At 45.4% G+C, this 14,012-nt stretch carries 14 protein-coding genes; 3 read left to right on the top strand and 11 right to left on the bottom strand.

What is annotated here, in order from left to right; all coding sequences use genetic code 11:
* Positions 1 to 3: 3 nt before the first annotated feature.
* The 9 genes from OB236_RS35160 to OB236_RS35120 form a co-directional block, all read right to left on the bottom strand.
* The gene (locus tag OB236_RS35160; RefSeq protein WP_262688218.1) at positions 4 to 1,086 is read right to left on the bottom strand and encodes an oligogalacturonate lyase family protein; all 1,083 of its coding nucleotides are present in this window, start codon (positions 1,084 to 1,086) and stop codon (positions 4 to 6) included.
* A 38-nt stretch (positions 1,087 to 1,124) separates the two neighbouring features.
* Positions 1,125 to 2,681 (bottom strand): extracellular solute-binding protein, encoded by a 1,557-nt coding sequence (locus OB236_RS35155; RefSeq protein ID WP_262688217.1) that lies wholly within the window; start codon positions 2,679 to 2,681, stop codon positions 1,125 to 1,127.
* Between the two features lie 20 nt (positions 2,682 to 2,701).
* On the bottom strand, positions 2,702 to 3,577 hold the full coding sequence (locus OB236_RS35150; RefSeq protein ID WP_076238060.1) for a carbohydrate ABC transporter permease: 876 nt from the start codon (positions 3,575 to 3,577) through the stop codon (positions 2,702 to 2,704).
* A gap of 35 nt (positions 3,578 to 3,612) precedes the next feature.
* Positions 3,613 to 4,470, bottom strand: a complete 858-nt coding sequence (locus OB236_RS35145) for an ABC transporter permease (RefSeq protein WP_076238070.1) — start codon at positions 4,468 to 4,470, stop codon at positions 3,613 to 3,615.
* A gap of 352 nt (positions 4,471 to 4,822) precedes the next feature.
* Positions 4,823 to 5,935 (bottom strand): Gfo/Idh/MocA family protein, encoded by a 1,113-nt coding sequence (locus OB236_RS35140; protein ID WP_262688216.1) that lies wholly within the window; start codon positions 5,933 to 5,935, stop codon positions 4,823 to 4,825.
* A gap of 161 nt (positions 5,936 to 6,096) precedes the next feature.
* Positions 6,097 to 8,151 carry a LuxR family transcriptional regulator gene (locus OB236_RS35135; RefSeq protein ID WP_262688215.1) on the bottom strand — a complete coding sequence of 685 codons (2,055 nt, stop codon included), beginning with the start codon at positions 8,149 to 8,151 and terminating at the stop codon, positions 6,097 to 6,099.
* 51 nt (positions 8,152 to 8,202) lie between these two features.
* Positions 8,203 to 8,952 (bottom strand): SDR family NAD(P)-dependent oxidoreductase, encoded by a 750-nt coding sequence (locus OB236_RS35130; protein ID WP_262688214.1) that lies wholly within the window; start codon positions 8,950 to 8,952, stop codon positions 8,203 to 8,205.
* A 41-nt stretch (positions 8,953 to 8,993) separates the two neighbouring features.
* The gene (locus tag OB236_RS35125; protein WP_262688213.1) at positions 8,994 to 9,449 is read right to left on the bottom strand and encodes a DUF2269 family protein; all 456 of its coding nucleotides are present in this window, start codon (positions 9,447 to 9,449) and stop codon (positions 8,994 to 8,996) included.
* A gap of 292 nt (positions 9,450 to 9,741) precedes the next feature.
* Positions 9,742 to 10,413: a tetratricopeptide repeat protein gene (locus tag OB236_RS35120; protein ID WP_083689925.1), complete on the bottom strand. Its 672-nt coding sequence runs from the start codon at positions 10,411 to 10,413 to the stop codon at positions 9,742 to 9,744.
* A gap of 290 nt (positions 10,414 to 10,703) precedes the next feature.
* Between OB236_RS35120 and OB236_RS35115 the strand changes: the two genes are divergently transcribed.
* A complete protein-coding gene (locus OB236_RS35115; protein WP_262688212.1) occupies positions 10,704 to 11,045 on the top strand; it encodes a DUF2935 domain-containing protein in 342 nt (113 codons plus the stop codon).
* Between the two features lie 78 nt (positions 11,046 to 11,123).
* On the opposite strand, the gene OB236_RS35110 is transcribed toward OB236_RS35115, so the two are convergent.
* Both OB236_RS35110 and OB236_RS35105 read right to left on the bottom strand, forming a co-directional pair.
* Positions 11,124 to 11,777: a M48 family metallopeptidase gene (locus OB236_RS35110; RefSeq protein ID WP_262688211.1), complete on the bottom strand. Its 654-nt coding sequence runs from the start codon at positions 11,775 to 11,777 to the stop codon at positions 11,124 to 11,126.
* 213 nt (positions 11,778 to 11,990) lie between these two features.
* A complete protein-coding gene (locus OB236_RS35105; RefSeq protein WP_262688210.1) occupies positions 11,991 to 12,773 on the bottom strand; it encodes an arylamine N-acetyltransferase family protein in 783 nt (260 codons plus the stop codon).
* Between the two features lie 95 nt (positions 12,774 to 12,868).
* Here OB236_RS35105 and OB236_RS35100 point away from each other — a divergent pair, with 95 nt between their 5' ends.
* Both OB236_RS35100 and OB236_RS35095 read left to right on the top strand, forming a co-directional pair.
* Positions 12,869 to 13,390, top strand: a complete 522-nt coding sequence (locus OB236_RS35100; protein ID WP_262688209.1) for a PadR family transcriptional regulator — start codon at positions 12,869 to 12,871, stop codon at positions 13,388 to 13,390.
* Between the two features lie 70 nt (positions 13,391 to 13,460).
* Positions 13,461 to 13,970: a helix-turn-helix domain-containing protein gene (locus OB236_RS35095; RefSeq protein WP_262688208.1), complete on the top strand. Its 510-nt coding sequence runs from the start codon at positions 13,461 to 13,463 to the stop codon at positions 13,968 to 13,970.
* Positions 13,971 to 14,012 lie beyond the last annotated feature (42 nt).

Raw genomic sequence — 14,012 nt, 5'->3', positions numbered from 1 at the left:
GTTTCACCCGCCATTTTGTAATTCTGCTCGCAAATGCTCAGGAATTTTGACCAGATACATCTGGGCAGTTCCGGTTATGTCGGAATTATACACCACATAATTACCGTCAGGACTAAATGAAGGATGCGGGTGAGACCATTGCGGATGAGAGGAAGAGCTTTGTGAATAGCATAATGTTGCATACTTTTTGTTATCGACATGAATCAATTGAATGCCATTATCCGGCCAGCTCGTGTCCGATACCATCCATTTGCCGTCGCGGCTGCTGGCCGCATGCCAGAAATGCTCGCCGGTGACAATGATTTCCGGATTATCGTCATGCTCGCCCATCACCGCGATGCCGTTAAACTGTTTCTCCAGATTGGTCAAGATTCTTTGTGTAGAACCGAGCCACATCCAATGCCCATTACCATAAGGCATATCCAGAGGCCTCACATTGGTTCCATCCTCGTTGATCAGCCATATATTGCGATGCTGAGCATCCGGTCCATGCTGAAAGGCAACAACCTTCGCTTCCGAGGGCTCACATTGGGTATGGGTAATCGAATCCGATTCATAAATAATAGCGGCTTCTTTACCGTCTGTCGTATATCTGAGTATCGCTCTTCTGCCATTTGTCAGTGTGGCATCTGTAAAATATACACGCCCATCACTGCTCATGCTGGCATTAATGGTTGAACCTGCTGTGTTACTGCTAAGCCCCGTAGACGGCTGTATGCCGTCTATATATCCAATCCGTTCCTCACGATAATCCGTCATCGATACTCGGCGAAGCTCACCATGGCACATATAGTACAGCCAATGGCCATCAGGCGACACAACCGGGCTGCCAGCCTCTGCGGCGTCCGTAAGCTGTGTTAATCCCTTTCCATCGATATTGACCTTGAAAATATCGACCTTCGAATCCCTCGTTGCCTCGGAGAATACCTGAAATACAAGCGTTTGCGAATCCGGTGTGAATGCATTGACATGAAAATATAATTTAATATTGATGCATGGGAATGAGGTAAGCTGCACAATCTCTGCCCCTGTTACAGCATCTCTGAAAAACCGTCTTTCCGACGAATAGACACGGCCTCTACTCAAAACTGAACACTCCTATCGCTCTTTTTCTAGTTTGTACGCTATTTGGTTTTACTTTTGGCAAAGCTCTCGGCAAATTCGGTCAACACTTTATCCCCGCCCGCCTTTTTCCAGTCCTCCTGAACCTTTTTCCATTCGTTTTCATCAATTTTGTTCATAATAAACTTGACAGCGCCATCCGAAGCTATCTTTCTTAATTCATTGCTTTTTTGGCTCCAGGTTGGGGATTCGAAGTATAGGGGTAGCGCCGGATTAACAACAGCAATTTTCACGTTATCCTTGATGAGCTGCTTCCCTTTTGTTGTCAATGGATTCTCGCCTGTTGCAACGAGCTCCTTAGAGCCGTCGTCAATACGAAGCTCACCGAGACCAAGAGTATCCTTATCGAAGGCCTCATCTCCGCCGATTTTCTCGACTTGACCGTTTGTCAGCTTGTATTGCTTGCCTTCAAGTCCCCAGGTCAGCATGTTAACCGCATCCTGCTCCTGCAGTCTGTCAAAAAACGCCAGAATCCGTTTCAATTCCTCTTCTGTCTTGATCGACGATTTCGGGAACAGGAACACCCCGGTATAGCCCGGTTGAGCCCAGACCCGCTGACCCTTGGTTCCGGTTATCGTATCGAGAATAGCTATCTTCGCATTCGGATTCAGCTTGGCAACCTCCATCTGCTGTTTACCGACATCATCAAACAGACCCAGATTAATGCCAGCCTTGCCTTGATTGAACATGGTGTTCATTTGTTGTTCTTCTGTTACGACGAAGTCCTGGTTCAACAGCTTTTCATCATACAGCTTTCTGATGTACTTCAGAGCTTCGAGGTATTCATTTGTCATGAAATCCGGCGTAAATTGTCCATTTTCTTCCTTCCATCCGTTCGGAGCTCCAAACCATGAAGCGATATGCGGGATCAAGTAACCCTGACCATCTTTAAAAGCAAGAACTCCATAAGTGTCATCCTTGCCATTCTTATCCGGATCATTTTTGGCAAACGCTTTCATGACGTTGTACATATCCTCAGGCGTTTTGGGTTCCTTCAAATTCAGATTATCCAACCAATCCTTGCGGTATGTGACGCCAAATCGGGCAAGAGGTCTGGAACGGTATAAGCTGTACGTTTTCCCTTGTATTTTGGTACTCTCGAACTGCAGCTTACTCAGGGCGCTCAAGTTTTTGTAATCCTTCAAATACGGACCGATTTCCCAGAACAAGCCAGATTTAATCGCATTGACCAAGGGCGGGGCTGAAGAATTCAACGCCAGCATCACCTTGGGCAAATCATTGGAGGCAATCGAGACACTGACCTTGTCGTCATAGGCAGAACGTGGCACCCATGTCATTTCGATTTGTGTATCCGTGATCTCCTGCAGCTTCTTCCAAATGTCATTCTGGTTGCTTGGCGGCTGAGGGGTATAATAAGTAGCCATTATACTCAGCTTGAGCGGCGGCTGCTTCACATCAGGCGTCTTGGGTGTTGTTGTCGTGCTGGCGGCGGCTGGCGCTTCTCCCTGCTGCTGCCCCTTATCTCCACTGCAGCCGACAGTCAGCACCGACAAGGTGACCAATGTACATATAGCTGTTTGATAAGCTCGTTTTTTCATCGCAGTTCTCCCTCTCCATATTATCCTTTAATTGAACCTAACAGCACGCCCTTGGCAAAATGTTTTTGCAGGAACGGATAAACCATAATAATCGGCAGTGTGGCAACTACGATAACAGCCATTTTGACCGTTTGCGGCGGCACAACATATGAGGCTTCTGCTGCGAAGCTCGCATCTCCAATGCCTCCTGAAGACATAATGACAATTTGCCGCAGCAAAATTTGAATCGGCCATTTATGGGAGTCGTTGATGTAGAGCAAGGCACTGAAAAACGTGTTCCAATGCGATACCGAATAAAACAGGGAAAAGGTGGCCATCGCTGGTAGTGAGAGCGGAATAACAATTTTCCAGAGAAGTAAGGGATCGTTGCAGCCATCCATTTTTGCCGATTCCTCAAATTCCACAGGCAATTGTTTGAAAAAATTGATCAAAATGATCATGTAAAATGAATTGATCGCCCCGGGAAGCCATAAGGCTCCGTACGTATTCAACAGTCCTAACGATTTAACGACCAGGAAGCTTGGAATAATCCCTCCGCTGAACAGAAGCGTGAACACAACCAGCAGCATAATCGTTCGCTTACCCTTGACATTACGGGACAACGGATAGGCCATCAACAAGGTCATCGCCATATTGATCAAGGTCCCGACAATGGTAATAAAAATCGTGATCAGCAGGCTGCGCAGTAGCGTATTCTCGGAAAAAATAAACCGGTACGCCTCCAGTGAAAATTCCTTGGGAAATAATATGAATTTACTAGCCAGCACCTCCTTCGCCGAAGCAAGTGAGCCCGCTACAATATGAAGAAACGGAAATAAGGTTAATAAAGCTATCACAGCAAGAACCGTAATGTTGCCAATATCAAAAATCGTGCCTGCTACAGAACGTTTGTGCAAACTCGGGCACCCCTTTCCCAATGAATCCTTTACCTCTAATAGACACCTTCCTCCCCTAATTTTCGGGAAATATGGTTAGCCGCGACGACCAGAATCAAACCAACGACCGATTTGAACAAGCCTACGGTAGTCGAATAGCTGAATTGCCCCTGCGTAATCCCGTTCGTATAGACGTAAGTATCAAAAACCTCACCAACCTCCCTATTCAGCGCGTTGATCATGAGCAGCATTTGCTCAAAGCCGGTATCGAGAAAATTACCCAGACGAAGAATGAGGAGAATGACTATGGTGCTTTTGATCGCCGGCATCGTAATGTACCAAAGCTGGTGCCAGCGGCTCGCCCCATCAATTTTGGATGCTTCATATAAGGTCGGGTCCACACCTGCAAGCGCTGCCAAAAATATGATCGTGCCATATCCTGTTTCTTTCCATATGACCTGCAGTGTCACCATCGGCCGAAACCACTCGGGTCCTGTAAGAAAATTGAGCTTATCGGCGCCCATTGCTGCCACGCCCTCATTAACGATCCCTCCTTCGGTCGTAAACATCACATAAGTGATCCCTACAACAACAACAATCGAGAAAAAGTGGGGAATATAAATGAAGGTCTGGACGGTTCTTTTGAACCATTGAATCCGCAGTTCATTCAGCATCAGAGCAACAATGATTGGTAACGGGAAAAATAACACGATGTTGTATACCGCCAGTATCGCTGTATTCCGAAACAGCTGCCAAAAGATCGGCTCCGAAAAAAAACGTTCGAAATGCTCCATACCTACCCATCTGCTGCCCCAAAAGCCAAGTGCCGGCTGATAATCCTTGAAGGCAATCAACATATCCCACATTGGTAAATACTTAAATAACAGATAGTAGATCAGTCCCGGCAGCATCATACCATACAGCCATATATCCTTACGGACTGCTTTTTTGAAGCTTATGGTCGCATCTTTAACCGGTATCGCCTCTAAGCTGCGTTTGATAGCTTTCACCTCCTCTCCATCGTTGTTTACTTAAGCATCATAGAGCGCTCCACGTTGTTCAGTCTATAATCTTCAGCCGACAATGTGCCGGTAATGGTCAATACAACTTGAATAACCCCTATAATCATTTCATGAGCTTATGCTCATTAGCTGATATTAAGGGGTTATTCTGGCAGGAATAATGCGAATTCTCTTGTTGATTCTATGTATGGCTGTGCTCACCTAGCAATCAAGTCAAGGTTGCTGCCAGCTTCCATACAAGAGCTTATATGTATCTGCTGCGGGTATCGAAAATGTCTGGATTTAATTTGTCCCAAGGCGCAAAGCTTGTCGTTAATTGATATCGTTGGCCGGATTCCGCTGAACGGTAAGCACCGAACATAATCTCGTGAACGTGCAGCTGCTGTTTTCCAGACTGTATGGGCTGTTCACCTGATCGGAGGCAGTGTACAAAATAAGCGATAATCTCCTCCTTGGGGTACGAAGCGATCTTTCCATATGGAACATAACAATTTTCGATTCCACGCCATGATACTTGTTCTGCATTCGGCAAAGCTTGTTCTGGTGAATGCACTACCAAAGGAAATCCACTGTCGTTCAGAGCTACGGTCCCGCTGCGTCCATAAATGATTGTATGATTCTGCTTGTGCGAAAGTCCCCATAACGAACGGATGACCGCATGCTGTCCTCCTGCAAATTGGACGATGATCGTTACATTATCATCCACATCGCTATTTACTTTCTTGCCCTCACCTACAATTCGATTCGGAATCAACGTGTTGACCTCTGCCACGACGCTTACAGCAGGTCCTAACAAACCGATAAGCCGGCTGACCGGATATACCAAACAATCGAGCACGGCTCCGCCATGGGCGATTGTTTTATCGTAATACCAGTTGTCACGCCAAGGCCCGGGTAGGGATAATTGCGCCTCGGCCCCTGTGATTTTACCGATATAGTGCTCGGTTACAAATTCGGAGGCTGCCAGAAAAGCGGGGTTCAAATCGAACGGCAAGCTCATAAAGATGACACCCTTTTCCTCAGCTAGTGATACCATGCGTTTACAGTCCTCAAAAGTAGTAGCCATAGGCTTCTCGTTCAGTACATTCAGCCCCCGTTCCAAAGCAGCGAGCACTGGCTCTGCATGTACGGAATGAGGTGTAGTGACGACGACCGCATCAAGCTTCTCTCTGTCCATCATGACCCTGTAATCGTCATACCACCTGGGCACACCATAGGTCGCCGCCTTCTTCTCCGCATTATCCAAACGTTTCGAGCAAGTAGCCACAAAACGTACACCTTCCAGCATGGCTGCCTGTTCAAAATAGCGATTACTTACATGCCCACTTCCAATCATTCCCAAATTAATTGTCTTCATCGAAATCCCTCCTATCGATATGGGGACAATATTACCAGTTTATCGTATTTATCTCTACTTCAACCTGCTTATTAGGATGAACGTTAAAAAAGGTTGCTTTTCCATTACTGGTAGCAGCCTTTTCCTAATATTATCAGTAATGAAACTCTTCATCTTTAACCTTAAGCTTGACATTTCCCCATTAGAAAAGCCAACTGACTTCTGTTCTTAATGTTCAGCTTTCTGAAAATATTCGACAAATGTTTCTTCACCGTCACCTCGCTGAGATATAGCTTACAGGCAATCTCCATATTGGTAAGACCTTGAATGATAAGCTCCACAACCTCCATTTCGCGCGGTGTCAAGGAGGAGAGCTCCTCCTGTGCATCTCTTCGCTCGTCTAACATGTCTAAACCTGTGAGCATTTTATTCAGATAGCTCTGCAGTTTATTGCCTCTTGTATCAATAACATAATAAGGGGTCGGCGTGATGCCATCATAATCGTAATGAACCGCATGCTTGGCAATCTGGCAGCCGAGACCGAGATGGATCTCGCCAAAGAACGGATTGGCCGGAGGCGCCGCGACAAGGAATCCGGCAGAAATGATATGCGTAATGAAGGTTAAACCGGCAGCTGCACGCAACGATTGGTCTGCGAAATCGGGAACATCGATCGTCTTCACGAAATACCCCGCATTCGTTTCTCTTGGTACCTTCAATTCCTTCAGTCTCTGCTCCGACAAGTCTGTAAAATAAGCTGAAGATAACGGCTGCGTAAGCAGATAGTCCAACGTGTGTACGTTGATCGGTATGATTACCGATAGCCCCGACAAACCTCCTTGCCTGTCCCGGAGCAGCTTGACGATGCTCAAGTCCAGCTCATACAGCTCCTGAAGATGGATATGCTTCAAGGTATATAAATTTTCTTCCATAGAAATGACGTACTCATAACGTTCTAAGGTTTCTGGATTCGTATAAGTAATCCTCGCTTCTTTGGCCGATGATCGCCTATTCTCGATATAACGTTCGGCCTCGGACCAGTTGACACTGTTGAGCGACTCCCACCGATGTGTGCCCGAATTCTGATAAAAAAAGGCAAGAATCGCCGGATCACCAATATAATAAAACCACTCTGCTGTTTCCCAAGCAACCGATTTCTTGTGTACCGATTCCTTGATCAGTTCATAGTAATAAAGGTTGCAGCGCTTCCGAATCCCACTGTATTGTTCAGGTGCGCGTACCTGCAGCTCGTGAGTGATCGCATCTCGCATAAGGTCGTGAAGCAGCCAGCCACGATCCACTCGTCGTACGAAGGAAAGTCCAACCAGCTTAAGGAATTGCTCCGTCGAGATCGGCCTTCCCATGGCACATGTGAGAAGCTCCTGGTTGAAATGCCGTAATACCGCCGCCGTCTCCACCAGCTCCCGAAGCTGCGGATCCGGAAGCTCCTTCAACCAGGTATGCACTACCTGAGCGAACACACCATTATCTTCCTCTATCGCCATTGGCTGCATCGCATGGAGCTGCGTCGTGGATACAAGCAGGGACAGAGTCAACGGATGACCCTTGGTCTTGTTCCATATTTGTTGGATATCGTCTTCGACGTTGAACCCGGAGCGGTTCAAATACTCCTTTACCGAATAATAATCCAGATCCCCAATCGGCATGTGGCAGATCAACTGCCGCCATGCTGGAGAGGACAACCATGCGCCTTGAATCGGGTACCGTCCAGATATAATGACGAGCACCTTGGAATGGAGCTGCGCCATAAACTCTTCGCGGAACCAATACTCGAACTCTCCCAGCTCCTCGAACGTATCCAGCGCAAGGATGACACCACCCGACTCTGCCTCCTGCTGAATGGCTTCCTGGCACAGTGCTAACAATCGGTTTAGTTTATCTGTCTGCTCATCCTTAGATATATGGTAGCGAAGCAGTCGCAGCAGATGGAGACAGAAGTCCTGTGGGTTATGTGGAAAATCCATGCTATCGAGCAACAGAAACCGCGTCTGCGCTTCATGGGCAATACGGCGAAATTCGTCAAGGAGGTAGCTTTTGCCTACGCCACCTGTGCCATAAATATTGAGAATACTTCCTCTATGCCTCATCTCTGAAAGCTGTTCGTGGAAGAATTGGATTTCCTTCTGCCGTCCCACCAAATAATGCTGTTCAATCTGATCGATTTCGTTAACGAATCGTTCCCCAACGTCTCTCGTATTGCCCTTTTCCTTCGACATGCCTCCGAACCGCACCCTTCTCCTTCTAAATACCGCTGCTGCGGTGCTCATCTACGCCATATACATGCCGCCGTTCACATTCGTACATGTACCTGTCAAGAACCGGCTCTCCTCACTGGCTAGAAAAGCGATTGCCCCTGACACATCGTCCGGCACCGCAACCCGCTGCAGCGGCGTCATGGCTGCAATCTGCTGCTTAATAGCTTCCGGTGTATAACGTGAAGCGTCCGTCTGGACAAGCCCCGGAGAAACGACATTCGCCGTAACCCCATGGGGGGCGCTTTCCAGTGCGACATATTTTGCAAACCCATTAAGAGCTGCCTTGGCCGAACCATGTGCCGTGAAATAAGGCGATGCGACTTCTGCCGCACTGCTGGATATGTAGATAATTCTTCCATATTTACGTGCAATCATAGCTGGCAAAACCGCCTGTGTCAGCGTAAATGTGGCCTTCATCTCATCGTTCAGCTTCTGGGCAAATTCCTCCCATTGCATCTCGATCAGCGGCTTCATCACGAAAGACATATTCGCATTGCTTACCAAGATATCGATGTCACCGAGCGTTGTCTGAATATGGGCGATGGCTTTGCTCACCTGTTCGGGATCACGTACGTCCGCCCTTGCAAGCTCTGCTTTACCGCCAGAATTCCGTATACGCTCCACAATCGTCTGGGCGGACTCCTCCTGCTGAATATAATTTACCGCAACACTTGCTCCCTGCTTAGCCAGCATTAGCGCTGTGGCCGCTCCGATCCCTCGGGCGCCGCCCGAAATGAAAGCTACTTTTCCTTGTAAATTCATCGGCTTGTTCTCCTTTTATTAAATAAATTGCGGCTCTTCTGTCACATTGGTTTTATAATCATTAGAAGAATTAATACGAAACCCAGAAAAGAAGCGGTGTTGTAAAGCCGATTGGCTTTTGTAAGGAGCATGGCTGCGCTCGTCGATACGTCCATAGCAGTTGACCTTTCTTCCTCACCATCCAGTACCTGCTTTAATTGATTCACTACTGGAGTAAGCAGACCTACCGCAACCACCTGAATGAGTACATACAATACGAGAGAAATCCATATCCATAAATCTGAGAATTTCCAGCCTGATAAGGACACGAGCACCACACCCGACACAACAGCAATTGAACCGCCTATTTTCGGGAACAAGTTGAGCAGCTGAAATAATGCCAGCGACTGCCGAAGCTGCTCCTCCTGCTGTCTTCTCCTGAACAATATATGACCGAAAAACGTCGGCCCAATGCCGATAATCGCAGATACCACGTGAATTACAATAAGCCATTGCATTTCTATTCACTCCCAAACTCCATCTTTCGTTCAGCAGACGCGTCATCCTAGAACCTCTTTAATTTATCATTCGAACAATGACAGCGGTAGTATACTATAGTAGTAGAAAGGTAGTAGTTGTGTGGAATAAAATGGTATTTAATTATGCTCTCATTAATTTTGAACGCAAAAAAGCTGAGAATGCATTCAAGCTCATTCTCAGCTTCTATACAAAGCATCGTTGATTCATTGATTTGGTTCTACGAGACATAGGATTCGTTTTACTATCCTGCTATACCTTCAAGCTCAGCTATTAAGCAAACCCCTTTAGCTTTGCCAGCACAACCCAGCGCCGTTCGAAGCGCCGTTTATACCTTGGAAGCCCACGGTATAGTTCAACCGTTGCCCGGTAAGCCTCGCGTGCATCCACTTTGCGGTCAAGTTGGCTGTACAGCTGTCCAAGCCGATAATAAGCTTCGCATGAGGAGGAATTGACGCTCTGAAACTGCTGCAGATAGGTGATGGCTTTATGTGGCTCCTGTTCGGCCCAGGCTTCAGCCAAACGCAGATAAGGCTCTCCATACTTAACGCGTGGATTCAATTCCAATGCATGCAGCAAGCTTTGCTCGCCCTGCTGCAAATGCCCAAGCTTTAATTCACAGATGCCGAGATCGGCCCGTACCTCTGCCGAATCGGACATCACCTCGGTAATCTGGAGTAATAATTCATACGCCTGTGTATATTTCCGCTGCTCGATCCATATTCGCGCCATATCGAGCTTAGCGGAGGTTTGGTGGGGGCTTAGCCGCAGCTCCTGGCGAAGTCTGGAAAGCTTTCTTGCCCGCTTTAACGGCTTGACAATACTTGGTGACAATCCGATAAAACGTCGTTCCAATACATAAAATATAATTAGCAATACGATAATGGCTACAATCGGACTTCCGGTCAGCCATGTCAGTGCAACGAACAAAACAATTTTGCTCAACATAACTCAACCTCCTTGCTCAACATAACATTATATCTCATCTCATGTGAAACTTCCTTGCCTTTCCTTCCAGTTGATTCCAATATAGCACAAATGCTTATTTCTTTACAGCCTGCTTGCCCTGCATACCTATCTTAAACCGGATAATAGCCACTGACCCTGTTATTTACAAGCCTTGTAGCCAGGCCTAATATGAATAGCCTCGGGATGGCCCTCATACACTTGAAACAAATGAACTATGAGGAGCTGATCGCTATGCCGGATCGGGAAGCGCAATTCGAGCATCAATTTTGGCTAGACCATTGATCGCCAAAAGCAAAATGTTCGAGCAGCATTTTAATGAATTTTATTTAAAAGCCATTGAACTGACCGGTTATTTGCGAACGATGAGACAACGGTATCCTTCTTTCGTCCGGTTTCATCGGGACATCAACCTGGAATTGACCTTGTTTATGGCTTTTCTAAAAGAATTGGAACAGCTTGAACTGAAAGAAGAGCTGCTTGGCAGCTTGAATCCGCTTCTTCCTGATCATATGTACCGGGAGGAATGCTATTATTTGAATAAGCTCGCACATTCCGGAGAAATTTCTGTACCAGACTGTAATCCAACCACACCTCGAGTGGAACGGTGAAAATTATACAAAAAGGTCGGCATAGGGATCATATGTTCCCCCTTGAATGGTTATCATCCGTTTGCCGACAGGTAATTTTTAACATGTCATAAAACCCCCATATCTGGCTAGATACTCTTGCTTTTCTTTATAATCCGGCATGATACTTCCAACACGTCTCCAAAAAGATCTGTCATGATTCATATGGATCAGATGGCACAGTTCATGAATGATCACATAATCGATAACTTCAATCGGAGCCATGGCCAGACGATAATTAAAGGTCAGCTTTTTATCCGAGCTGCAGCTGCCCCACTTGGTTTTGGACTCTACGATCTCGATGGTTTTGGGTTTTACCCTCAGCTGGTTTTGATAGCTAACAATACGCTCTCGCACAATCTTCTCACAGCTCGAGAAATAAAATTTCTTGAGATTTTTCTTGAGTATGTCTTCAGTCAAATCACCAGTCTCTATTAATTCATGAAGAAAATATTCTTTTCCCAAATGCAGAAACTTCCCCGCATCTTGATATTCTCTTTCTTTAGGTGTTTGTCGTGCATCAGCAATGTTAGACTTTTTCTCAAGTATCCATTTGGCATGATGTTCAACAGCACTAATGATAACCTCTTTGCTTGTTTCATTAGGAGCTTTAACTGTTATGAAACCTAAAGAATCTATCCGAATCGAAATCTTTTTTGTATGTCCATACTGCACATTAAAATCAATACTATTATTTTCAAATTCAATTTTCATCAGAAACATTCTTTCTATAAGGTTATAGTTGGAACCATCAATCACAATTCTAACGGTATGTCAGTATTGCACAACAACATAAGACAGTTTAGTCAAAATGTCAATATATCGTCCCGTGAGGGGCATTGAGAATAACAAAAAAACAGTCCTACCCTCGTCAAAGGGGAACTGCCTGCGAACAACTAGCTGGTATCTGGGGCTAACGCCAGCTCATCATTCATTAAATCCAAAATGTAGTTTGGCCAGCTCTTTGAATCTAACGCTGTCAATCTGTTCTTTTGTACAATTTCCATCAATCCATTGTGTAAAAGAAGTATCAGTTAACGTTACATTTCCATCACTTGTAAGCTGGGTAATCAGTGAGATTTTGTTAAAACGCGAGTCTTTATGCTCAAGGATAATTCCTTGTACTTCATTTAATTCAGATAAATCCTCTACAATTCGTTTGGTATCAAAAGCATAGCCTGTTTTCCACTCGGTATCCTTATATTTTAGTTTGTATTCAAATATATAGTCCCCATATTCACTTTCCACTGCTTTGACCCGAAATTCTCCATTCATAGAGGAAATCAGTTCTCCATTTAGCGGCAGAGGTTGCAGTGGCAGGTTTCCGCCAAATCCAGTATCAACCAGATAGGTTTGACCTTCATGTTGTAACAGAATGGCTACATGAGTTCTTCCAAGATTGGACCAGTCATTCGTTGCCTGATTGTATACTTCTGCGCGAACTAACACGGCATGAAACCCATTCTCTACTAAGAAAAAATAAAGCAGAGGATTCAATTGATAACATAATCCCCCTTCATTTTTCATGAGAATTTTATTAACTAGATTTTCTCTGGTAATAGCTTTTGTTGTATTTGAAATGATATTTAAATTTTCGAAAGGAATAGCTGTTGCTGTTTTTTCAAGAATGTAGTCCAATATGTCAAATGTCAGTTTTGTATGGTCAGGAATACCAAGTCTTTTACGAAATAATTCATTCAACTCAGTCATTGTGAATAGTTCCCCCAGCCTCGTTCATTAATCTCATACCTAACTTAACATATTCGTGCCCGTGAACCCTGATTCCTTTTTGTTTAGGAACCATTTTGCGGCAGGGAATCACTCATGGTTATGGTGTTTACCGTGAAATTACTTCATGGCGGGCCGAAACATGGACAAGTGTAAAACCTGGCTCTATTTACCACGCTTTAGAAAAATTTGAGTCACAGGAGATGATACAAGCCGAAGCTTCAGGGGATAGTGTTAAGCGAGGTCCAGCCCGAACGGAATATACACTAACTGAGCAAGGTAAGACTGAATTTATATCACTTCTGGAAGCAGCACTCAAGAGCAACGATTTTCAGTTATTGGCTGCAGGGATCGCGTTTATGGAAATGCTTCCTCGTCAACATGTGATTGCACTCTTGGAGGAACGTCTTGACTCACTCAAAGAAATAGATACGTTCTTGAAGACTTTACCCACCAAGTCCATACCGTCCGATCCTTCCAAGCATCCTGAGCTAGTGGGCATGTGGATTGGATACTTTGAATATGCAATGGCAGCCACTCATAAGCTCAAGCATTCTCTCAAAGCAGGAAATTATCTTTTTAAAAATGAATCTATATAAGTTGAACTAAAGGAATTCATTTCCACATCGTCGAATTATAGCAATACAACCTAAAAGTGACGGTGAAACCATGGAAACGAAACAAACACGTATTGAGATTGAAACCTTAATGAAAAAAGAGAAAGATCGGCGCATGTTCGAGCGGTACCAAGCCATTTATCTGCATTTGAAAGGCAAGACTGCGCTGGACATTGCAGAGACCATCGGAAGAACGGAAAGAACGGTCTTTAAATATTTGCGTGCCTATCGCGAAGCGGGTGTAGCCGGACTGCAAATGAACTACTCAACGGGAGCCCCGGAGCGACTCACGAAGGAACAACAAGAACAACTTAAACAGACCATAGTTTCTTCCGTTCCTCACGAAGTCGGGTTTTGTAGCAAATACAGTTGGACCCTGTATCTCATTGGCGAATATATCAAGCGGGAATTCGGCCCTACCTACTCGCTGCGTGGCATTTCAAAAATGGCGCACCGGCTTGGGCTCAGCTACACCAAACCCACCTATACGCTAGCTGCGGTGGATGAAGCCAAGCAACAAGCCTTCACTGAAGTGACTTTCCCTACTTTGAAAAAAGATTAATGGACGAGGAAATCGCTCATTTGCTCTTCGAAGATGAGTCGA

This window comes from Paenibacillus baimaensis (assembly GCF_025567575.1).
Note: the sequence above shows the minus strand (reverse complement) of the source record. Positions and strands in the feature narration are given on the sequence as shown.